The sequence below is a fragment of the Micromonospora sp. NPDC005291 genome (assembly GCF_040607415.1).
Classification (GTDB): Bacteria; Actinomycetota; Actinomycetes; order Mycobacteriales; family Micromonosporaceae; genus Micromonospora.
The window spans coordinates 1-22,189 of sequence record NZ_JBEXGR010000024.1 but is presented as its reverse complement, the minus strand read 5'-3'; the positions used below and the strand labels follow the sequence as shown (position 1 = coordinate 22,189).

18 protein-coding genes are annotated in these 22,189 nt (G+C 73.4%); 8 read left to right on the top strand and 10 right to left on the bottom strand.

Annotated features, from left to right (window positions below):
• Both ABZT18_RS26325 and ABZT18_RS26320 read left to right on the top strand, forming a co-directional pair.
• On the top strand, window positions 1-1,131 hold the full coding sequence (locus ABZT18_RS26325; RefSeq protein ID WP_355252688.1) for a histidine kinase: 1,131 nt from the start codon (window positions 1-3) through the stop codon (window positions 1,129-1,131).
• The gene (locus ABZT18_RS26320) at window positions 1,128-1,757 is read left to right on the top strand and encodes a response regulator transcription factor (protein WP_355252685.1); all 630 of its coding nucleotides are present in this window, start codon (window positions 1,128-1,130) and stop codon (window positions 1,755-1,757) included. Before ABZT18_RS26325 ends, ABZT18_RS26320 begins: the two co-directional genes overlap by 4 nt.
• A gap of 23 nt (window positions 1,758-1,780) precedes the next feature.
• Here ABZT18_RS26320 and ABZT18_RS26315 read toward each other — a convergent pair whose 3' ends face one another.
• Both ABZT18_RS26315 and ABZT18_RS26310 read right to left on the bottom strand, forming a co-directional pair.
• A complete protein-coding gene (locus tag ABZT18_RS26315) occupies window positions 1,781-2,692 on the bottom strand; it encodes a L,D-transpeptidase (protein WP_354996989.1) in 912 nt (303 codons plus the stop codon).
• Window positions 2,693-2,767: 75 nt separating this feature from the next.
• Window positions 2,768-4,213, bottom strand: a complete 1,446-nt coding sequence (locus ABZT18_RS26310) for an alpha-amylase family protein (RefSeq protein WP_354996990.1) — start codon at window positions 4,211-4,213, stop codon at window positions 2,768-2,770.
• Window positions 4,214-4,490: 277 nt separating this feature from the next.
• Here ABZT18_RS26310 and ABZT18_RS26305 point away from each other — a divergent pair, with 277 nt between their 5' ends.
• The 4 genes from ABZT18_RS26305 to ABZT18_RS26290 are packed head-to-tail and all read left to right on the top strand — an operon-like array spanning window position 4,491 to window position 9,166.
• Window positions 4,491-6,128 (top strand): hypothetical protein, encoded by a 1,638-nt coding sequence (locus ABZT18_RS26305; RefSeq protein WP_354996991.1) that lies wholly within the window; start codon window positions 4,491-4,493, stop codon window positions 6,126-6,128.
• Window positions 6,125-7,591, top strand: a complete 1,467-nt coding sequence (locus ABZT18_RS26300; protein WP_354996992.1) for an NADH-ubiquinone oxidoreductase-F iron-sulfur binding region domain-containing protein — start codon at window positions 6,125-6,127, stop codon at window positions 7,589-7,591. Before ABZT18_RS26305 ends, ABZT18_RS26300 begins: the two co-directional genes overlap by 4 nt.
• Before the next feature lie 58 nt (window positions 7,592-7,649).
• Window positions 7,650-8,288, top strand: coding sequence for a redoxin domain-containing protein (locus ABZT18_RS26295; protein WP_354996993.1), 639 nt, complete (start codon window positions 7,650-7,652; stop codon window positions 8,286-8,288).
• Entirely contained in the window at window positions 8,285-9,166 is an 882-nt protein-coding gene (locus ABZT18_RS26290) for a cytochrome c biogenesis CcdA family protein (RefSeq protein ID WP_354996994.1), read from the top strand. The genes ABZT18_RS26295 and ABZT18_RS26290 overlap by 4 nt, the downstream gene beginning before the upstream one ends.
• Window positions 9,167-9,194: 28 nt before the next feature.
• Here ABZT18_RS26290 and serS read toward each other — a convergent pair whose 3' ends face one another.
• The 5 genes from serS to ABZT18_RS26265 form a co-directional block, all read right to left on the bottom strand.
• Window positions 9,195-10,478: a serine--tRNA ligase gene (serS, locus tag ABZT18_RS26285; RefSeq protein WP_354997004.1), complete on the bottom strand. Its 1,284-nt coding sequence runs from the start codon at window positions 10,476-10,478 to the stop codon at window positions 9,195-9,197.
• Window positions 10,479-10,586: 108 nt separating this feature from the next.
• Window positions 10,587-11,657 carry a MerR family transcriptional regulator gene (locus ABZT18_RS26280; RefSeq protein ID WP_354997005.1) on the bottom strand — a complete coding sequence of 357 codons (1,071 nt, stop codon included), beginning with the start codon at window positions 11,655-11,657 and terminating at the stop codon, window positions 10,587-10,589.
• A 46-nt stretch (window positions 11,658-11,703) separates the two neighbouring features.
• Window positions 11,704-12,909, bottom strand: a complete 1,206-nt coding sequence (locus ABZT18_RS26275; RefSeq protein WP_354996995.1) for a saccharopine dehydrogenase NADP-binding domain-containing protein — start codon at window positions 12,907-12,909, stop codon at window positions 11,704-11,706.
• Window positions 12,910-12,959: 50 nt separating this feature from the next.
• Entirely contained in the window at window positions 12,960-14,108 is a 1,149-nt protein-coding gene (locus tag ABZT18_RS26270; RefSeq protein WP_354996996.1) for an alcohol dehydrogenase catalytic domain-containing protein, read from the bottom strand.
• Window positions 14,105-14,545, bottom strand: a complete 441-nt coding sequence (locus tag ABZT18_RS26265; protein ID WP_354996997.1) for a hypothetical protein — start codon at window positions 14,543-14,545, stop codon at window positions 14,105-14,107. Before ABZT18_RS26265 ends, ABZT18_RS26270 begins: the two co-directional genes overlap by 4 nt.
• Before the next feature lie 144 nt (window positions 14,546-14,689).
• On the opposite strand from ABZT18_RS26265, the gene ABZT18_RS26260 reads away from it, so the two are divergent.
• Window positions 14,690-17,569 (top strand): LuxR C-terminal-related transcriptional regulator, encoded by a 2,880-nt coding sequence (locus ABZT18_RS26260; protein ID WP_354996998.1) that lies wholly within the window; start codon window positions 14,690-14,692, stop codon window positions 17,567-17,569.
• A 4-nt stretch (window positions 17,570-17,573) separates the two neighbouring features.
• On the opposite strand, the gene ABZT18_RS26255 is transcribed toward ABZT18_RS26260, so the two are convergent.
• The 3 genes from ABZT18_RS26255 to ABZT18_RS26245 all read right to left on the bottom strand — a co-directional run bounded on the left by ABZT18_RS26255 (window position 17,574) and on the right by ABZT18_RS26245 (window position 19,367).
• Window positions 17,574-18,122 (bottom strand): thioredoxin domain-containing protein, encoded by a 549-nt coding sequence (locus ABZT18_RS26255; RefSeq protein ID WP_354996999.1) that lies wholly within the window; start codon window positions 18,120-18,122, stop codon window positions 17,574-17,576.
• On the bottom strand, window positions 18,119-18,616 hold the full coding sequence (locus tag ABZT18_RS26250) for a redoxin domain-containing protein (protein WP_354997000.1): 498 nt from the start codon (window positions 18,614-18,616) through the stop codon (window positions 18,119-18,121). Before ABZT18_RS26250 ends, ABZT18_RS26255 begins: the two co-directional genes overlap by 4 nt.
• 64 nt (window positions 18,617-18,680) lie before the next feature.
• Window positions 18,681-19,367 (bottom strand): BON domain-containing protein, encoded by a 687-nt coding sequence (locus ABZT18_RS26245; protein WP_354997001.1) that lies wholly within the window; start codon window positions 19,365-19,367, stop codon window positions 18,681-18,683.
• Window positions 19,368-19,724: 357 nt separating this feature from the next.
• Here ABZT18_RS26245 and ABZT18_RS26240 point away from each other — a divergent pair.
• On the top strand, window positions 19,725-22,189 hold a 2,465-nt coding region (locus ABZT18_RS26240; protein ID WP_355252682.1), incomplete at its 3' end, for a xyloglucanase.

Here is a 22,189-nt window from a genome sequence, read left to right as displayed (position 1 = left end):
ATGGACCTCTCCACGGGGCAGCCCCGGCCGGCGAACCGCCACTGGCGGTACACCGGCTGGCTGCTGGCCGCGGTCTGGCTGTTCTTCCTCAACGTGCCGCTCTCCACCGCGGTGCACCAGCCACAGCTCTGGCGGCAAGTCCTCGGCGTGACCGCCCTGGTGGTCTTCGGGGTCGGTTACGTGCTGCTGTTCCAGTGGGCCCGCCGGCTGCGCCAGTCCCTGCTGCCGATCCCGGCGGGCCGGGCGCGGGTCGGGCTCCTGCTCCTGCTCGCGGTGGGCCTGGCCAGCATCCCGGGCACCGAGGGGGACTGGCTGGCCACCCTGGTCTATGTAGCGGCGGCGGCGGTGTTCCTGCTGCCGCGGTGGGAGGCGGCGGCCAGCGTGGCACTCTGCGCGGTCACCCCCGTCCTGGCGTCCTGGCTGGTGCCGGGCTGGGAGGCGGAGAGCGGCATCGTCTTCGCGGTGCTGCTCGCCTCGTTCGCCATGTTCGGGGTGTCGCAGCTGGCCCAGCGCAACAGTGAACTCCAGGCCGCCCAGCAGGAGATCGGCCGGCTCGCGGTCACCGAGGAGCGGGCCCGCGCCGCCCGCGACCTGCACGACATCCTCGGGCACTCACTGACCGTGGTGGCGATCAAGGCCGAGTTGGCCGGCCGGCTGATCGAGGTGGACCGGGACCGCGCCGCCGCCGAGATCGCCGAGGTGGAGGGGCTGGCTCGGGCGGCACTGGCCGACGTACGACAGACGGTTGGGGCGTACCGCGAGGTCACTCTCGCCGTGGAGCTGGCCGGCGCCCGCTCCGCGCTGGCCGCGGCGGGCATCGCGGCGGACCTGCCGGCCGAGGTGCCGGCGCTGCCGGACGAGTGGGACCGGTTCTTCGGTTGGACGGTGCGGGAAGGGGTGACCAACGTGGTCCGACACAGCGGGGCGCGGTGCTGCACGATCCGGGTACACCCGGACCGGGTCGAGGTGAGCGACGACGGTCGCGGTCCGTCCACTCCCGACGCGACCGGGCACGGGCTGATCGGCCTGTGTGAGCGGGCGCGGCGGCTGGACGCCGTGGTGAGCGTCGGTCGCCGGCCGGACGGAAGTGGCTTCCTGCTGCGGGTACGCACCCCGGCGGAGGCCCGGTGAGCCAGCCCGCGCCGATCCGGCTGCTGCTCGCCGACGACCAGGCGCTGGTCCGGGGTGCGCTGGCCGCGCTGCTCTCGCTGGAGGAGGACCTGACCGTGGTGGCTGAGGTCGGCCGGGGCGACGAGGTGGTGCCCGAGGCCCGCCGGTGTGCCCCCGACGTCGCCCTGCTGGATGTGGAGATGCCCGGCATGGACGGGATCGCCGCCACCGCCGCGTTACGGGCCGCGCTGCCGACCTGCCGGGTGCTGGTGGTGACCACCTTCGGCCGGCCCGGCTACCTGCGCCGGGCGATGGAGGCCGGCGCGAGCGGCTTCGTGGTCAAGGACACCCCGGCCCGGCAACTCGCCGACGCGGTCCGCCGGGTGCACGCCGGCCTGCGGGTGGTCGACCCGACATTGGCGGCGGAGACCCTGGCCACCGGGGTCAGCCCGCTGACCGGGCGGGAAACCGAGGTGCTGCGGACGGCCCGGGACGGTGGCACGGTCGCCGACCTGGCCGGCGCACTGCACCTGTCCGAGGGGACGGTACGCAACCACCTCTCGGCGGCGATCGGCAAGACCGGCGCCCGCAACCGGGCCGATGCGATCCGGGTCGCCGAGCAGAACGGCTGGCTGCTCGGCGAGTGAGCGTTGTGCCCCCTGTGCGCCGCTCAGGCGGTGGGCGGCGGGGTGGGCAGTTGGTCGACCACCAGCACGCTGCTGCCGGGGCGGACCTCGGCGAGCAACTCCCGTTGACCGCTGCGGGTCAGCCGGATACAGCCGTTGGTGGTGTTCTCGCCCAGCTCGTCGTCGTTGTGCCAGGTGTGCACCCCGATGTGCGCGCCGCGCAGCCCGGCCGGCACCGACTCCGGGTCGTCGGGGATCGAACCGAGGGCGTAGATGTCCACCCCGCCGTAGACCGCCTCCGGCGGTGGGGTGCGGCCCAGGATGAAGGTCCGCCCGAGCGGAGTGTTCTGCCCCGACTGGCCGAGGCTGACCTCCCAGGAGCGCACCGCCTTGCCGGCGCGGTACCAGGTGAGCCGGTGGACCTTGCGCTCCACCACGATCTGGTCGCGCAGCGGCACGGTGTCGAACCCGCCGGCCGGCAGCCAGGCGAGCCGCCGGTTGGCCGAGGGCAGCAGGACTGCCGTCCAACCGGCGCGCCGCTCGGCGATCGGCATGGTCAGCTCGACACCGCGGATCGACGGTTCGAGGAAGGCTCGCGGACGACCGCCGGGCGCGTCGTACGCGGCGATCCGCTTGGTCGGGTGCACGCCCTCGGTCAGCGGCGTGGTGTCCATGCTGGCCGGATCGGCGGGGAACCCTCCGGGGGCCGGGTCGTAGTCGACCACCGGCAGCCCGGCCGGGGCGGGCGCGGCCGGGGGGACCGACTCCTCGGGGCTCTGCTCCACACTGCTCGGGGTCGGGTCGGCTGCCACGACAACCCGGTCGTCGGGGGTCGTCGAGCTCGGTGTGAGGGCCTGGCCGACCAGCAGTGCGGCCACCAGCAGTGCGGGTACGGCGATGGCGGCGGCCACCCAGCCGACACGGCGACGGTACGAAGAGTTTGGGTCAAACGGCACGAAACCACTCTATGGTGGCGGATGGTTCGGGGCCCCCGGTTCGGCGATACCCGCCGGCCGGAGGCCCCAGCCGACTCAGATCCGGGCGCCGATGTGGATGGCCACCGCGTCGTGCGCCGGCACGATGGCCGCGAACCAGCCGCTACCGTCCACCGTGATCACCGGCCCGCTGCACGTGCCGCCCGCGTACGTGCCGTGGATGACGTCGCAGTACCGACCGGCGGGCAGCCCCGTGTAGTAGGAGCGGCCGTTCACCGCGGACTCCTCGTCGTTGACGGTGATGAAACCCTTGCCGCTACGGCTGAACGCGATGTGGTTGTTGCCGTTGTCGTACCAGTTGGCCATGCCGGCGCCCTCGGTGGCGTTGCGGAAGCCGACCATGTTGGCGATCATCGGCCAGCGGTGCTCGCACTCCCAGCCGGAGTAGCAGGTGGTGTTGAGTGTCTTGTTGGCACCGTCCGACGGCGGGCCGGCGTCCCGGTTGCTGAAGGTGTAGCTGGACATGACGGTCGGTGACCCGTACGGCCAGGCCAGCATGAACGCGTTCGCCAGCGCGTAGATGCCGCGATCCTTGTAGGTGAGCACGCCACCGCTGTCGCGCTGGGTGTCGTGGTTGTCGACGAACACCGAGGCCGGCCCGGTGGGCAGGTGCCCCCAGCCCGCACCGAAGTTGCGCAGGTAGGACAGCCGTTCCGAGCGGAACACCCGAGCCAGGTCCTTGCCGTAGCGGAACTCGTGCACGTCACCATTGCCGGTGTACTCGGTCGGCTGGACCGGCTCGCCGGCACCGTAGATGACCTCCTGCACGATGTACGCCGAGCGGGAGAGCTTGCCTCTGATCGCGGCGATGTCGGCGGCCGGCATGTGCTTGCTGGCGTCCAACCGGAAGCCGTCCACACCGAGGGAGAGCAGGTCGTTGAGGTACGACGCGATCTTCGTACGGACGTAGTCCGACTCGGTCTTCAGGTCCGAGAGGTTGACCAGCTCGCAGTTCTGCACCTCGTACCGGTCGTTGTAGTTGGCGATGTCGTCGCCACCGTTACGCCCACAGTGGTGGAAGTCCTGGTTCTGGTAGATGCCCGGGTAGTCGTAGTGCGAGTAGGACGAGCCGGTCCAGCCGGTGCCGCCGTTGGCCTGACCGGACATGTGGTTGATCACCGCGTCGACGATCACCTTGACCCCGGCCGCGTGGCAGGTGTTCACCATCGACTGGAACTGGGCCCGGGTGCCCTTGCGGGACTCGATCCGGTAGCTGACCGGCTGGTACGCCAGCCACCACTGGTTGCCCCGAACGTGTTCCTGCGGGGGCGATACCTGGACGTAGCCGTAGCCCTTCGGGCCGAGCGTGCTCTGGCACTCGCTGGCCACCGAGGGCCAGTTCCACTCGAAGAGCTGGACGTTGACCTTCTTGCCGCCGGGCGGGGCGGCGACGGCCGGGGGTGCCGTCATGGTGGTGGGGACGAGCAGGCTGGCGATCAGGCCGAGGGCGAGGATCGCCGAGCCGCGTCGACGACGGTGCATCGAGGACTCCTGACGAGGGCAGGGGCGGGGTGGTGGTGCGACGGGGAAGCGCCGGTTGTCGGAATCTTGCAACCCGGGCTGAAATTTTCTGAAAGGTTACAAGCGTGTTGCAGTGACTGTCAATGCATGGACATCTGTCACTGTCTGAACCGGTGCGGGGGAGCGGGTGCAACGCACGTCGGCACCACTCGGTTCGATCGCGCCCCAGAAATTTTCGCCAGCGGATGATCCGCGCGCCCCGCCGGTCCGTACTGGATGGGGGAGCAGGGGTCGGCCGGTGGTACGCCGCCGCGAGACGATCGAGGAGCAGATGGCCCGGGCACAGCAGGACCAGAAGGCGGCCACCGTCCGGACCAGCGCCAGCAGTCGGGGGGTACGCGCCCCGTCGCGGTCCGCGGCCGCCATGCTGATCGCGTCGGTGCTCGCCGCGCTCTGGGCGGCGATCATGCTGACCGGCGCCGGCCAGACGGCGTACGCGTACGGCTTCTTCTTCACCGAGTTCTTCGCCGGGGTGATCGCCCTGGTGGCGTTGAGCCTCACCGTGATGCTCGGCCTGCTCGCCACCGATCGGCTGGTGCTGCGCATCTCGCACCGGGTGCTGATGCAGTCGGCGCACCGGGCCACCGGCGTGCTGGGCGTGGCCGGGCTCGGTTTCCACGTCCTCACCAAGATCGCCACGGGTCGTGCGGCGGCGACCGACGCGTTGGTGCCGTTCGTCGGCGGCCGAGGGCTCTACGTCGGGCTCGGCACGGTGGCCGCCCTGCTGATGGTCAGCGTGATCTGGACCGGCATCATCCGGGCCCGCTTCGCCGGCGTCGGTCCGAAGTGGCTGTGGCGCACGATGCACTCCATCGCGTACCTGGCCTGGCCGTTCTCTGTGCTGCACGGCCTCAACGCCGGCCGGGCCGCGCAGTCCTGGGTGGTGCTCAGCTACCTCGGTTGCATCCTGCTGGTCGTGCTGGCCCTGCTGGTCCGGCTCTCGGTCACCATCGGTCGGCGCAGCCGCGAGCAGCACCAGGCCGCGGTGCGGAACGCGGCGTTGGCCGGCCGGGCGGGCGAGGCGAGCCGTGGCCGATCGCTGCTGGCCGGTATGAGCCGCCGCCGCACCTCCGATGCGGACAAGCGTCCCGCCTGGGCGGAGACCACCACCGCCACGTGGGCCGCGCCAGCCGGGCGGCGCGACCCCGAACGGTTCACCGTCCCGGTGGTGCCCGAGCCCGGCTCCCTCGTCGAGCCGACCCGGCCCAGCCGGCGTCGTCGCGAGGAAGAGCCCGCGGCCCGCCGCGACACCGAACGGCCGTCGCGCGGCCGGCGCGACGAGGAGCCCGCGACCCGCCGCTCGACCCGCCGCAGCGCGGAGGAGACCGACACCCGTCGACGCGACGAGGAGGAGTTGGAGCCGGTGGCCCGGCGACGCGGCTCGCGTACCCGGGACGAGGCTGCCACGACGCGGCGGCGAAGCGCCGAGGAGCCGGTCGCCGAGCGGTCCAGCCGCCGGTCCCGCACCGAGGACGACGGCAGCCGCTACTCGGCGCCGCCGCAACCGACGGTCGCCGAGCCCGAGGAGCCGTGGGACAGCCCGCGCCGGTGGCAGGCCGGCGAGCCGATCTCGGCCGGCCCCGTCTCCGCCGAGCCGATCTCCAGCAGCCCGATCTCGGCGACGCCCCGCAGTGGCAGCGGCCGGCACAGCGTCGAGGACGACCTGCCGGAGGAGCCGGACTACTGGCGCCCCCCGGCCCGGTACGTGCCGGACGAGGTGCCGCCGCCCGTCGACGACACCCCGACCCTGGTCGACCTGGCGTCTCGCCGCGCCAAGCGGGCAGCCGGCGAGGGTCGGTCCGCCAAGCGCCGCAAGGCCAGCGCGGATGCGGTGGACGGGGCGTACTGGGCTGGGCTGCGAGGTGAGGCGAAATGATGCGGACTGCCGTGCCAGCGGTCGCCTGCGTGGGTGAGCCCCGGCTCACCGCCGGCTTCGCCGAGTTCGGCCGGCTCGACCTGGCCGCGCACGAGGAGGTGCACGGCCCGATCGGCCCGATGGAGCCGGCGCAACTGCTCCGGCTCGCCGAGGGCATGCAGCTCAAGGGCAAGGGCGGGGCGGGTTTCCCGTTCGCCCGCAAACTGCGCGCGGTGCTGGAGTCGTGCGAGCGGCAGGACCTCGCCGCCGTGGTGGTGGTCAACGCCACCGAGGGGGAGCCGGCCAGCTGGAAGGACAAGGTCCTGCTGACCCGCGCCCCCCACCTGATCCTGGACGGCGCGGCGCTGGCCGCGTACGCGTTGGACGCCGACGAGATCGTGATCGGCGTGGCCGACGACGGGGTTGGCCGGGACTCGCTGATGGAGGCCCTGGAGGAGCGCCGGATGCCGGTGCCGACCACCATCGTCACCGTGCCGCACCGGTTCATCTCCGGCGAGGGCGGCGCGCTGGTCAATGGGATCAACGGTCTGCCGCACATTCCGCCGGGCACCAAGAAGCGTTCCAGCGACTCCGGCGTCAGTGGCCTGCCCACCCTGCTGTCCAACGCCGAGACGTACGCCCAGCTCGCCGTCGGGGCGCGACTCGGCCCGTACGAGTACGCGGCGCTCGGCACCGACGACGAGCCGGGCACCGTGCTGCTCACCGTGACCGGCGCGGCGGGCCGGCCGGCCGTGGTGGAGTGCACCGCCGGCATGCCGCTGCGCGACGTCCTCGACCTGTGCGAGGTGCCGGACGTGCAGGGCATCCTGATGGGCGGCTACCACGGCAAGTGGATCACCCCGGAGGCGGCGGAGAAGGCCGAGGTCTCCCGCAAGGGCCTGGCCGCGGTCGGCGGCACCCTCGGTGCGGGCATCATCATCCCGCTCGGCGTCGACACCTGCCCGCTCGGTGAGGCCGCGCAGGTGGTGCGCTACCTGGCCGGCGAGTCCGCCGGCCAGTGCGGACCGTGCAAGATGGGCCTGCCGGACCTGGCCCGCGCCGTGGACCTGGCCGTCGCCGGGAGCCAACCGGCCGACGTGGTCCGGGCCGCCGCCGGCGAGGTGAAGGGCCGGGGCGCGTGCAGCCACCCGGACGGCACCGCGCGGTTCGCCCTCTCCGCGATCGAGGTCTTCGCCGACGACCTGCGGCTGCACAGCACCGGCGACGGTTGTGGCCGCCGGGTCAAGGGCGTGATGGGGCTGCCGGGCGCACCCGATCTCAACCCGCAGAAGCTCACCCTGGACTGGTCGCGGTGCGACGGGCACGGCCTCTGCGCGCACGTCGTCCCGGATTTCATCCGGCTCGACGCGAACGGATATCCCGCCTTCCCGACCACCCCCGTGCCGACCTGGCTGCGGGAGGGCGCGCTGAAGGCGGTCAAGGTGTGCCCCGAGCTGGCCCTCCGGCTGGCCAAGGCCGAGTAGGGATAGACCCCTTCGCAGCCTGGTGTAGGGGAAGTGCGACTGTCGAAGGGAGACGCGGATGCGCCGCTGGCACGCATGGAGGCGACCGCCCCGGCTCGACGCGGATCGTCGGGCCGCCCTTGCCGGCGCGCTCGTCGTTTCCCTGCTCGGTTTGGCGTCCTGCACCGGCACGGCGGCGTCCGGACCGGCCACCGCCGGATCCCCACCAGCCTCGACCAGCGCCTCGGCCGCACCGACCGGTTCCGCGGCTGCCGCTCCGCCCGGATCACCGGCTGCCGCTCCGGCGCAGGTTCCGGACACTCTGCGCTTCACCGGCACCACCCTCACCGGCGCGGCGTTCGACGCGGCACAGCTCGCCGGCCGGCCCGTGGTGCTGTGGTTCTGGGCGCCGTGGTGCGCCACCTGCGCCAGCCAGGCCTGGACGGTGGCCGAGGTCGCGCCCCAATACCGCGACACCGTGCCGATCATCGGCGTCGCCGGGCTCGGTGAGCAGAAGGCCATGAAGGAGTTCGTCACCGAGTTCGACCTCGCCGGGACGCCACAGCTCGACGACCGCAAGGGAACGCTCTGGCGCCGGTTCAAGGTGACCGAGCAGAGCATCTTCGTGATCATCGACCGGAACGGCAAGGTGGTCCACCAGGGCTTCCTGGACGGAGAGGCGCTCACCGCCCGGGTCGCCGCCCTGGCCGGGGCGTGACCGCCCCACTGCTGCTCGCGCTGACCGCCGGCATGCTCGGCGCGGTCAACCCGTGCGGCTTCGCGTTGCTGCCCGCGTACCTCTCGCTGTTGGTCGCCGGGGCGACGGACGCCCGCGGCGCGGTCGGTCGCGCGCTTACCGCGGCGGCCGGGCTGACCCTGGGGTACGTGCTGGTCTTCGGCGCGTTCGGCCTGGCGCTCGCGCCGCTGGCCGGTTGGCTGCGGCCCCGGCTGCCGTGGCTGACCGTGGCGCTCGGCGTGCTGCTGGTGGTGGCCGGCTGCTGGCTGCTCGCCGGCCGGCGGCTGCCCGCGCCCGGCTGGTCCGCCCGGGCGCCCCGGCTCACCCGTTCCTGGCCGTCGATGGTGCTGTTCGGCGCGGCGTACGCGCTGGCGTCGCTCGGCTGCGCCATCGCGCCGTTCCTGGCCATCGTGGTGACCAGCCTCCAGGCCGGCTCGACGGGGCGCGGGCTGGCGCTGTTCGGCGCGTACGCCCTCGGGATGGGTCTGGTGGTCGCGGTCGCCGCGCTCGGTGTGGCGCTGCTGCGCGACGGGCTGGTGGCCCGGCTGCGCGTCGCCGGCGCGCTGGTGCCCCGGCTCAGCGGCCTGGTGCTGCTGCTCGCCGGCGGTTACGTCGCCTGGTACGGCTGGTACGAGCTACGGCTCGCCGCCGGCAACCGCAACGCCCTGCACGACCCGGTGATCCAGGCGGCGTCCCAGGTCCAACACACCCTGGCCACGACGCTGGACACCATCGGCCCGGCTCTGCTGCTGGCAGCCCTGGCCGCCCTCCTCCTAACAGCAGCCCTGACCAGGCGCCTCCGCCCCCGCCCGGTTGATCATGAAGTTATTGCCACGACACGCCGAGGCGAGAGGCAATAACTTCATGATCAACGCGGTGAGGGAGGGGTTAGCGGGGGGACAGGCGGTCGGTGCCTAGGCGGTCTTGGAGGACCTTGGGGATCAGGACTGAGCCGTCGGCCTGCTGGTTCTGCTCCAGGATGGCTGGGAAGAGCCGGCTGGTGGCCAGCGCCGAGCCGTTGAGGGTGTGCACGAAACGGGTCTGCTTGCCGCCCGGCTCGCGGTAGCGGATGGCCGCCCGGCGGGCCTGGTAGTCACCGGCCCAGGAGACCGACGACACCTCCTTGTACTTGCCGGTGCTCGGCATCCACACCTCGATGTCGAGGGTCTTCTTCATCGAGGCGCTGGCGTCACCGGCCGAGAGCAGAGTGCGCTGGTAGTGGAGGCCCAGCCCCTCGACCAGGCTCTCGGCGTGGGCGAGCATCTCCTCCAGTGCCGTGTCGGCCTGCTCCGGCAGAGTGAACTGGAAGATCTCCACCTTGTTGAACTGGTGCCCACGCACCGTGCCGCGCTCGTCGGAGTGCGAGCCGGCCGACTCCCGCCGGTAGCACGGGGTGTAGGCGAAAGCCTTCAGCGGCAGCTTCGGGGTCTCCAGGATCTCGTCCTGGTACGCGCCGAGGATCGCCGTCTCCGACGTGGGCAGCAGGAACTGCCCGCGCGGGGCGGACTCCTTGTCCAGGTGGTAGACGTCGTCGTAGAACTTGGGGAACTGCCCGGCGGCGAAGCCGGCCGAGTCCAGTAGCAGGTGCGGCGGGAGCAGGAACTCGTACCCGGCCTTGACGTGCTGGTCGATGAAGTAGTTGAGCAGCGCCCACTCCAGCCGGGCGCCCACCCCGGTGTAGATCCAGAAACCGGACCCACCGAGCTTGACCCCGCGCTCGTAGTCGACCAGACCCAGCGCACGGCTCAGCTCCACGTGGTCGCGGACCTTCTCGATCACCGGCGGCTCGCCGAAGGTCTTCACGACCCGGTTGGCTTCCTTGCCCCCGGCGACGACATCGTCGGCCGGCAGGTTGGGCAGCTCACTCATCGCCGTGCGCAGCCGTGCCTGCACCTCGTCCAGCTGGGACTCCAGCTCGGCGAGCTGCTGACGCTCGGCCTCCGGCGCGGCGACCTGCGGCTCCTCGCCGGCGCGCTTGGCCTGCGCGTACGCCCGGGCCTCCGCCTTGCGGCGCTGCCGCTCGGCGTCGATCTCCGTGATCAGGGTGCGGCGTTCCTGGTCGAGCCGCTGGATCTCGTCCAGGGCACGGGTGACCTCGGCGGGATCCAGACGCTTCGCCAGCGCGGTTGCCACCGCCTCGCGATCCTTCCGGATCAACTCCATGTCGAGCATGCTGCTCCGTACGCCTCCGTCCGGGGTCACAGGTGAACCACCAGATGCTACCGTCGCGCCCCCGTCGCCCCGGGACGGGGAGCGCGGAAGGGGTGCGGCGACCCCGGTTCAGAGCCGGATCGGCATCAGCATGGAGTAGGTGTCCGCGTCGTCCGGGCGTCGTACGGCCAGCGGGGCGATCGGGCCGTCCAGCTCCAACACCAGTTGAGGTGCGCCGGCCGCGTTCAGCGCGTCCAGCAGGTAGCCACCGTCCACCCCGACCCGCAGCGCGTCCGAGGACAGGTCGGCGGTGGCGAGCAGGCGCAGGCCGCCCTGGTCGTCGAGGCCCAGCACGGTGACCTCCCGTAGCTCGCCACCGTAGTCGCGCGACACCGTGGGTGCCGCCGGGTCGGCCAGCGCGGCGCGCAGCGCCGCCACGTCCACCGGGATCCGGCGAGCCGCTGGCCGCTCGTCGACGGCTTCGCGCAGCAACCGGCGGTAGTCCGGGAAGTCGTACGGCAGGGCGGTGCCGGTCAGTGTCCGGCCAGCCACCACGATCCGCAGGTCGGCGCCGGACGCGGTCAGCCGCACCGGCCGGGTGTCGGCGGCGTCGAGCAGCAAGCGGAGCTGGTCGATGAGGGCCACGGGGACGAGCACCCGCACCGGTGGGCCGTCGACGGTCGCCCCGGGCACGACCCGGGCCACCGCGAGCCGGTGCCGGTCGGTGGCGACGAGCTGGACGCCGTCCGGCTCCACGTCGAGCAGCACGCCGGAGAGCACCGGCAGCTCCGGGTCGGTGCCGACGGCGAAGCGCACCGCGTCGACCGCGACGGCCAGGCCGGCGGGGGAGAGCAGCAGCGTGGTGGTGGCGGGCTCGGCCGGATCGACCAGGGCCCGGAGCCGGGCGACCTCACGTCGGGCGTCGGTGAGCCCGTCCGCCAGCCGGCGCAGGTGCGTGTCGAGCAGCCGGTGCACCCCGGCCGGCTCGGCGCGGACCGCAGCGGCGATCTCCGGCACCGGCATGCCGATCCGGCGCAGCCCGGCCACCAACCGGGCCGGGGTGATCTGCTCCTCGGTGTACCAGCGGTAGCCGCTCATCGGGTCGACCAGGGCCGGCTCCAGCACCCCCGCCGAGTCGTAGAAGCGCAGCGCGCTGACGGTCAGGCCGCTGGCCCGGGCCAGCTCGCCGATGCTGTGCAGGTCGTTCTCCACGCTGGGAATCCTGCCCCCTCGACCTGGTGGAGGGTCAAGCCACCTGCCCCTGCGGCGTCGTCGTGTCCTGCTCCAGCACCCGGAAGGTGAGACCGGCCCGGATGAGCCGGTCGAGCAGCGCGTCGCCCATCGCGGCGACCGGGGTGAGCTGGCCGGCGGTCGGCGGCAACTCGTCGAGCGCCAGGCAGAGCGCCGACTCGCCGAGCATCTTCGCCGTCTCGTCGTAGCCCGGGTCGCCGCCAGCGACCTCGGTGACCACCCGCCGCCCGCCGCCGGTGCCAACGAACCGGACCCGGAACCAGGACGCCGCCCGCTGCTGCGCGGTGGGCCCCTGCCCGGAGGCGAGCCGGCCGAGGAGCCAGCGTCGGCTTGGCGGCAGCTTCACCAGCCCCATGAGCGCGCCGAGCCCGGCCGCGCCGGCCAGCACGGTGGGCAGCCGCTTCACCGCGGCGAAGTGCCGGTAGCGGAAGTCCGGGCCGTACTCCGGACGGGCCGCCGCCGAGCGGCGGACCACCTGCGGGTCGATGGTCGGCAGCGGCACGGTCCAGATGCCCAGCTCGGCTGAGCGGGCCAGCCGGCCGGGGATTGCCCGGACCCGACGGTCCGTGGGGCGCGGCTCGACGGCCCGGCGGTCCCGGGCGGCCCGGCTGGCCTGCCCGGTGCGGGAAAACGCGGTGAGCGCGGAATGGTACGTGCCGGCGGAGAACCGACCACCGGCGCGTACGTAACCGTCCACCGTGATCGGAACGTCGGCGGGCAGTTGCTTGACGGTGAACCAGACGCCCAGGTCGTGCGGGATGGAGTCGAACCCGCACGCGTGCACCAGCCGCGCGCCGGTGCGGGTCGCCTCGTCGTGGTGACGCACATACATCAGGTCGACGAACTCCGACTCGCCGGTGATGTCCAGGTAGTCGGTGCCGGCTCGGGCGCAGGCGGCGACCAGCGGTTCCCCGTGGTGGACGTACGGGCCGACCGTGCTGGCCACCACCCGGGCGCTGTCCGCCACCGCGCGCAACGAGTCGGCGTCGGTCACGTCGGCGGTGAGCAGCGGCAACCCGGCCAGCGTCGGGTCGATCGCGGCGAGCCGTTCCCGGACGGCGGCGAGGCGGTCCGGGCTGCGCCCGGCCAGCGCCCAGCGCAACCCGGGCGGCGCATGCCGGGCCAGGTATTCGGCGGTCAGACCTCCGGTGAATCCGGTCGCCCCGAACAGCACCACGTCGTACGTTCGCTCCCCAACCATCCCCAGAGTCTGCCATCCGCCGTCGCCGATGGGCGATCACGAGTGTGGCGTCACGGGGTGAACACGGCCCGTACGCAGCCGTCGGCCCGGTCCCGGAACAGCGCGTACCCCTGGGGGCCGTGCTCCAACGGCAGGCGGTGGGTGGCCAGATGTTCGGTGCGCAGCTCGTCGCGGGCCATCCGGTCCAACAGCATCGGCACGTCCCGCAGGTCGGGCCGACGGGCCCCGCGCAGGGTGAGCCGGCGGTCGGTCACCGCGCCCAGCGGGAACGCGTCGACGAACTCGTCGGCCCCGCCGAGCACCACCACCACACCGCTCTTGCGGCAGGCGTGCACGGCCTCGCGCAGCGCGTCCGGTCGATCGGCGGTACGCCCACCGAACCGATCGGTCGCCGACCGTGCCGGTGACGTGCCGATCGCCAGCACGCACACGTCCGGCCCGCGCCCACCGCTGCGATCGCGCAACTCGGCCGCGATGTCGGTGCGGCGATAGTCCAGTGGCTCGGCGCCGGAGTGTCGCTCTGCCATCCGCAACCGCTCCTCGTACCGGTCCACCACCAGCACGCGGGCGGCACCGCGCAGCACCGCCGCCTGAGCGGTCAACTGGCCCACCGCCCCGGCGCCCCAGATCGCCACCACGTCGCCGGGTCGTACCGCACCCAGCTCGGCCGCCAGCCACCCGGCGGGCGCCGCGTCGGCGGCGAACAGCGCCCGGTCGTCGTCGACCGCGTCCGGCACCTGGAACGCGCCCACGTCGGCGTACGGCACCCGGACGTACTCGGCATGACCGCCCGCGAAGCCGCCCGCCGCCCGGGGCCGGCCGAAGCAGCCCGCGTCCAACCGTCCCCAACCCGGGTCCGTGCTCGCCGGGTCGGCGCTGCCGTTGTCGCAGCAGGAGTGCAGGCCCTGGCGGCAGTACCAGCAACCGCCGCAGGCGACGCTCGCGCCGACGACCACACGGTCGCCGATCCGGTGCCGGCGGACCGCGGGGCCGACCTCGACCACCTCGCCCAGGAACTCGGCCCCGAGCACGTCCCCGGTCCGCAGAAGCGGGTCCGGGCCGGCCAGCAGCGGCAGGTCCCCTCCGCAGGTGGCGCTGCGGCGTACCCCGACGATGACGTCGCGCTCGTTGCGCAGCTCCGGGTCGGGCACCTCGCGTACCGCCAGCTCGTCGGCGGCCACCCAGCACAGCGCCCTCACCCGTGGGCCTCGGAACGGTCCAGCGCGGACCGGTCCGTGCGCAGCACCTCGCCAGCCTCCACACGTTGCTTGATCTGGCGCAACGTCCGGCGCACCAGCAGACCCGGGTCGTCCCCGACCAGGTGCGCGGCCAACCCGGCGGGCGGGATGGCGCCGACCAGGGGCCGGGCGGCCAGCTCGGTGCCCCGGTCGCCGGGTGCCAGTCGCACCCGCACCTCGACCGCGCCGTCCAGGCGGGCAAGCGGTTCGGGCCATCGGCCACCGGGGAGCACCTGCTCCGGCGGCCGGTCGACCGTCACCACCTCCCACCGGGCCCGCGCGGCAGGGTCGCCCTCCGCGTCGGTCCGGCCGCGCCATCGGGGTACGCGCAGCAGCCGCGCCGCGCCGGTCAGCGCCGCGCTGCCGATGGCGGGTCCCGCCCGCGCCAGCCGTCCCATCGGTCCCACCCGTCCTCCCGGTTCACGTCCCTCGATCATCGGTCCCGGTCGGGTGAAGCGTGCTCGCCCGGAAGGGGTGAACCGGCCCGCGCCGGGTAACCGCTGGCCGACCGGGGGCGGAACGCGTGGTGGGGGTGGGGCTGGGTGCCAGAACAGCGGGATCGCGCAGGGGTCGACACGGCAGCGGGGCGCCGGGCGGAGGCACCGCTGCTGGCGTCCCGGTTGATTCCGGCCGTGCCGCCGGCGCCGGTGGTGGCCCGTCCCCGACTGCTACGCCGGCTGAACGAGGGCAGTGCGGGACCGGTCACCCTGGTCGCCGCCCCCGCAGGCTGGGGCAAGACCACGTTGCTCGCCTCCTGGGCGCGGCTGGCCGGCGACACACCTGGGGCCGAAACGGGCGCGGGTGTGCCCGACTCCGGCAACCTGTCGGTTCTGCCCGAGGTCGGCCCGGTGTCGGCGTGGGTGTCCGTGGAGGTCGGTGACGACGGTGACCGGCTCTGGGCGTACCTGGCGGCGGCCCTGCGGTCGGCGGCCGGGTCCGCGGATGACGGGCCGGTGCCCGACGGGCCGCCGCGCCCGGACCAACTGGAGGTGCTGGCCGCCACGCTCGCCGCCGCGGACCGGCCGGTGCTGCTGATCCTGGACGATCTGCAGCGGGTCGCCGACCCGGCGGCGCTGACCGGGTTGGAGTTCCTGCTGCGCCATGCCGAGCAGCGGCTGCACCTGGTGATCGGGGCGCGAGCCGGGCTGCACCTGCCCCTGCACCGGCTTCGCCTCGCCGGCGAGCTGACCGAGATCGGTCCCGACGAGCTGGCGTTCACCGACGACGAGGTGGCCGATCTGCTCACCGTCCACGGCGCGGCGCTGCCGGCGGTCGCCGTGCACCGGCTGCGCGAGCGCACCGGGGGCTGGCCGGCCGCGTTGCGCATCGCCGCGCTGGCGGTGCGGGGGCAGGCCGACCCGGAGCGCTGGGTGGGGCACTTCGGTGGTGACCAACCGGAGATCGCCGGCTATCTGCACGAGGAGGTGCTCGCGACGCTCGACCCGGCCGACGAGGACCTGCTGCGTCGTACCGCCGTCGTCGAGACCGTCTGCGCCGACCTGGCCGAGGCGCTGACCGGGCGCGCCGACGCCGGGCAGGCCCTCGCCGACCTGGCCAGAACCGGTGGTCTGCTGCACCGGGAGGGCAGCCGCCCGCCCTGGTACCGCTGCGAGCCCCTGCTCGCCGACCTGCTCCGCGCCGACCTGGCCCGGCTGCCCGTGGACGAGCTGCGTGAGCTGCACGTACGGGCGGCCGACTGGTACGCGGGCGACGGACGCCCGACCGACGGTCTGCGGCACGCGCTGGCCGGCGGCCGGTGGGACCTGGCCGGCGACCTGTTCGTCGCGCACTGGCCGGAGCTGACCCGGTACGACCGCGACCCGGTGCACGCCCCGGCACCCGTGGCCCCGCCAACGGAGGTGATCCGTGCCGATCCGGAGGTGGCGTTGGCCTGCGCCGCTGAGCGTGCGTACGCCGGTGATCTTTCCGCCGCCACCGGCTACCTGCGGGCCGCCGCCGGGCACGCCGCGGGCCTGCCGCTACCGCGCCGGGACCGGTTCCTGCGGTTGGTCACCGCGCTGGAGTTGACCGTGGCCCGGCTCGCCGACGATCCGGCGGAGGTCCGGGCCGCCGCCGCCCGGCTGCTGCGGACCCGTCCGGAGGGCTCCACGCCGACCCGAGTGCCGGACTCCGCGCCGACCGGGGTGGCGAGTTCCGCTCCGACCGCCGGTGGTGGCGGTGCGGCCGATGACGCGGACCTACGGGCGTTCACCGGTACCGCGCTCGGGCTGGTCGAGTTGGCCGACGGGGCGCTGCCGACCGCGCGGTTCGTCCGGGCCCGCGCGGCGGCTCGGGAGGCCGGTCGGCCGCGTACGGAGCTGGTCGCCGCCAGTCGCGCCGCGCTGCTGCTCGCGGTACGCGGTGAGCTGCGCGCGGCCGAGCAAGCGGCCCGGGACGCGCTGGGCATGCCGCCCTGTCGGGGCTGGTCCTGTCGGCTCGACTGCGCCTACGCGTACCTGGCGTTGGCCCTGGTGGCGCTGCTGCGTGACCAGCCCGAGGAGGCCGCGGCGAACCTCGCCCTCGCCGGCCCGACGCTCGGCGTCTCCGGCGGCCGGGTCGGCGACTCCGAGGCGGATGCGGGCGACGACTGGTTCGCCGCTGCTTCCGGCGAACCGGTGGCGGTGGCGGTGGCCGCGCTGTGCCGGGCGCAACTGCACCGCGACTCCGGCGACCCGGCGGCCGGCCAACGGCTGCTCGTCCGGGCCCGGGAGGCGCTGGTCGACCGACGGTCCGCCGCCGAGGTGGCCGGCCTACTGCGGGCCGCCGAGGCCGAACTGCGTGCCGAACGGGGTGACCTGGACTCCGCCCGCGCCCTGCTGGCCGGCGGCGCAGACGACGGGGCCGACCCGGTGCTCGCGGTCACCGTGGCGAGGGTGGAGCTGCTGGCCGGCGACACCGCTGCCGCTGGGCGGACCCTGCCGGGCTGGCAGGCACCAGCCGCCACGGCCTGGCCCCTGCCGGTACGCCTGAACGCGGGCCTGCTGGACGCGGTGCTGGCCGAACGAGCCGGGGACGGGCGGCGGGCGGGTCGGATCCTGGAGCAGGTGCTGGATCTGGCCGGCCCGCAGGGCTGCCGGCGAGTCTTCACCCGCGCCGAACCGCCGGTGCGGGACCTGCTGGCCGCACACCTCGACGCGGGCACCGCGCACTTCCCGCTGGTCAGTGACCTGGTGCGAGGGGCTGGGCAGACTGCCGCCCGGCCTGCCGCCGAGCCGAGGGGCACGCTCGACGAGCCGCTCACCGAGCGGGAGCTGACCATCCTGCGCTACCTGCAGAGCATCCTGTCCAACGTGGAGATCGCCAGCGAACTGTCCCTCTCGGTCAACACGGTCAAGACCCACGTCCGCAACATCTACCGCAAACTCGACGCGACCCGCCGGCGCGAGGCGGTCCGGCGGGCGCGCGAGTTGCGGCTGATCTGAGTGGTCAGGCCTCTCCCGCGCCGTCCACAGCCGCCAGCAGGTCGGGCAGGTCGTACCCGCCCTCGTGCCGGACGCCGTTGACGAACAGGGTGGGGGTGCCGTTCACCCCGCTGCGGATGCCGCCCACGAAGTCCCGGCGCACCCGGTCCGCGTGCGCACGGCTCTCCACCTCGGCGTTCAGCTCCTCCGGCGGCAGTCCGACCTGCTCGACACCGAGCGAGAGGTGCACCGGGTCGAGTTGGTCCTGATGCTCGTAGAGCCAGTCGTGCATCTCCCAGAACCGGCCCCGGACCGCGGCGGCCTCGGCCGTCTCGGCGGCGCGTTCGGCGTACGGGTGCACGTTGGCGATCGGGAAGTAGCGGTAGACCAGCCGTACGGTGTCGGCCCGCTGTCGCAGCACCTCGTGCAGGTTCGGGTACGCGGCACCGCAGAACTGGCACTGGAAGTCGCCGTACTCGACGATGGTCACCGACGCGTCGGCCGGCCCTCGAATGTGGTCCTCGGTCGTCACCGGGTCCCGAAGTCGGGCCGTGACCTGCAGTGGCGTGGTCATCGGGCCATCACCTTCCGATCGGCGGCGAGCTGGTCCAGCGCGTCGAAGATGCCGTCGGCGCCCGGGTTGACGTCGGGTGGGGAGAGGTAGCTCCAGGTCACCTTCCCGGCCGGGTCGAGCACCACCAGTGCGCGCGCCGCCTCACCCTGCGGGCTGTACGCGCCGTAGTGGCGGGCCACCTCGCCCTTGGGCTCGAAGTCGGCCAGCAGCGGGAACTCGATGCCCCTGCTCTCCGCGAACGCCCGGTGTGACCAGACGCTGTCCACCGAGATGCCGAGCACCACCGCCTGGTACTGGGCGAAGACGGGTGCCGCCGATTGGTAGAGCGACATCTGGTCACCGCAGACCGGGCTCCAGTCGGCGGGGTAGAAGGCGAGCACGATCGGCTGGCCGCGGAACTGCTCGGGCCCAATCTGGCGCCCGTCCGGGGTGGCCGGCAGGGTGAAGCCGGGCGCGGGGCGCCCCGGTTGGATCAGCCCGTTCGGATCACTCATGCCCCCAGCCTGCTCCCGGGGTGGGTGAGGTCGGCTCACCCACCCCGGGTGGTTCCGCGCTCGCTCAGCGCAGCACCGGGGCGACCGCGATGTGGTTCTGCACCTCCCGGATGCCCGGCGCGGACCAGGCCACCTGCTCCACCTCGGCCCGCTCGGGCATCGAGTGCACCAACCCGGCGAGGATCGCGGTGTCGCCATGCACCCGGACGCTGATCCGTTCGGCCTCGGTCGCCCCGGCACGGGCCAGGGCGTCGACGATCCGATCGGCCAGGTTCCGGCCGTCCGGTGCGGCGGCCGGACGGACCGTGATCCCGTTGCTCACCCCGCGTACGCCGGTCAGCCGACCGACCGCCCGCTCGGCGGCTCGGCGCTGGTACTCCCACTCGACCTCGCCGTGCAGCGTCACCCAGCCGGCCGAGACGGTGACCTGGAGCTTCTCGATGGGCACGAACGCGTCCCATTCCAGCGCGTGGCTGGCGGCGGCGGCCAGGTCCGGATCGGTGCGCTCGGCGCCGTTGGCCAGCTGCACGGTCAGGTCGTTGGCGACGGCCCGGACCCAGGTGACGCGGTGGGCGGCCCGTTCGGCGGCCCACTTCTTGGCGTAGCTGTCCACCCGGCCGGTCAGCGTGACGACGCCCTCGGCGACTGTCACGCCGATCTCGTGCGGCTGCACCCGCGGTTCCCAGGTCAGCTCGTCGAGTACGGCGTTCTGGATGTCCTGGTCGGTGCGGCCGATCTCCGCGATGGCCATCTGCCCCTCCTCCGGTGCGTGGTTGGCGGACCGGGAGGCGGCTGCGGCCGAGGTCCGCCGGGGTCCGATCCTGCCGCCGCCCCGGGTGAGCCGTCCTCGCCCGGAACGGGTGACGGGCCCGCCGAGCCTGGGGTGGCTCCGGTTGGGACACGCACCGACATCAATGGTGGGAGCGCTTCCATAGACGGCCGGGATCGGTTACGGTAAGCGCGTTCCTCGATCGCGGGAGCCGTCGCGTCGGGTGGTGGGAGCCAGGGCAGCTCCGCCCGTACCCGTCGTCGTGCCTGTCCCCCAGGCCACGGCGGCACCACCTGGTCGACCCCGTCCCCCGGGGCTCCATCCCGAGAGGAACCACAGATGCCGAGAGGTCTCGCTGGCACGATCGTGTCCGTGCTGGCCGCCGCCACAGCCGTCGTGGTGGTCCCGTTCACCGCCGCCGGGTCGGCCCCGGCCCCGGCCGCCGCAGAGGCGTACACCTGGCGAAACGTCCCCGTGGGCGGTGGCGGCTTCGTGCCCGGCATCGTCTTCAGTCCCACCGAGAAAAATCTGATCTACGCGCGGACCGACATCGGCGGCGCGTACCGCTGGGAGCAGGCCAGCCAGTCGTGGACGCCGCTGCTCGACTGGGTCGGCGCCGACCGGTGGGGCTACAACGGCGTGGTCAGCATCGCCACCGATCCGGTGCAGACCAACCGGGTGTACGCGGCGGTCGGCATGTACACCAACGGCTGGGACCCGAACAACGGTGCGATCCTGCGCTCGGCCGACAAGGGTGCCACCTGGCAGATCACCGAGTTGCCGTTCAAGAACGGCGGCAACATGCCGGGCCGGGGAATGGGGGAGCGGCTGGCCGTCGACCCCAACCGGAACAGCATCGTGTACTACGGCGCCGAGGGTGGCAACGGGCTGTGGCGCAGCACCGACCACGGGGCGACCTGGGCCCGGGTCACCGCATTCCCGAACGCCGGCAACTACCGGGCCGACCCCAGCGACCCGAACGGCTACAACGGGCAGAACCAGGGCCTGACCTGGGTGAGCTTCGACAAGAGCACCGGCACCGCCGGCTCCACCACGCAGACCATCTACGTGGGCGTGGCGGACAAGGAGAACCCGGTCTACCGCAGCACCGACGGCGGCGCGACCTGGGCGCGCATCGCCGGCCAACCCACCGGCTACCTGGCGCACAAGGGTGTCGTCGACCCGGTCGGCGGCCACCTCTACATCGCCACCAGCGACACCGGCGGCCCGTACGACGGCGGCAAGGGCGACGTCTGGAAGTTCACCCGGTCGACCGGGGCCTGGACGCGGATCAGCCCGCTGCCGTCCACCAGCGCGGACGCCTACTTCGGCTACAGCGGCCTCACCATCGACCGGCAGCGCCCGAACACGCTGATGGTGGCCACCCAGGTCTCCTGGTGGCCGGACGCGATCTTCTATCGCAGCACCGACGGCGGGGCGACCTGGACCCGGATCTGGGAGTTCACCAACTATCCGGAGACGTCCCGCCGCTACACCATGGACGTCAGTGCGGTGCCCTGGCTGACCTTCGGCGTCAACCCGGCACCGCCGGAGACCGCACCCAAGCTCGGCTGGATGAACGAGTCGGTGGAGATCGACCCACACGACTCCGACCGCATGATGTACGGCACCGGTGCCACCATCTACGGCACCACGGACCTGACCAGGTGGGACACCGGGGGCCAGTTCACCATCCGGCCGATGGTCCGCGGGTTGGAGGAGACGGCCGTGCTCGACCTGATCAGCCCACCCAGCGGTGCGCCACTGATCAGCGCGCTCGGTGACGTCGGTGGTTTCCGGCACACCGACCTGGACGCCATCCCGCCGATGCTGTTCACCCAGCCGGTCTTCACGTCCACGACAAGCCTGGACTACGCCGAGAGCAAGCCGGCCGTACTGGTCCGTGCCGGCAACTTCACCGACGCCGACCGGCCCGCCGACAGCCACGTCGCCTTCTCCACCGACGGCGGGGCCACCTGGTTCCAGGGCACCGAGCCGTCCGGGGTCAACACCGGCGGCACGGTCGCCGCGGCGGCCGACGGCAGCCGGTTCGTCTGGGCGCCTGGGGACGCGGGCCAACGCGTCGTCCACTCGGTCGGATTCGGCAACTCCTGGACGCCGTCCACCGGCATCCCGGCCAACGCCACCATCGAGTCCGACCGGGTCGACCCGAACCGGTTCTACGGGCTCAGCGGCGGGCGGGTCTACCTGAGCACCGACGGTGGGGCGAGCTTCTCCCCGACCGCGGCGACCGGGCTGCCCACCTCCGACGTCCGTTTCAAGGCGCTGCCGGGCCGTACGGGCGAGCTGTGGCTGGCCGGGCCCGGTGGGCTGTGGCGCTCCACCGACGCCGGTGCCAGCTTCACCAAACTGAACGGCGTCAGTGCCTCCGGCAACGTCGGCTTCGGCAAGGCGGCACCCGGGCGGACCAATCCCGCCGTGTTCCTGTACGGCACGGTGGACGGTCAGCCCGGCGTACACCGCTCCGACGACACCGGCGCGAGTTGGGTACGCGTCAACGACGACCGCCACCAGTACGGCAACCCCACCGAGGCGTTGACCGGGGACCCGCGCGTCTACGGCCGGGTCTACCTCGGCACCAACGGTCGCGGCATCCTGGTCGCCGACCGGGCCGGCGGTCCACCCCCGACCACCCCACCGCCGACCACCCCACCGCCCACGACACCGCCCCCCACCACTCCACCGCCCACCACTCCACCGCCCACCACGCCGCCGCCCACCACACCGCCCCCGACCACTCCACCGCCCACCACGCCGCCGCCCACCACACCGCCCCCGACCAC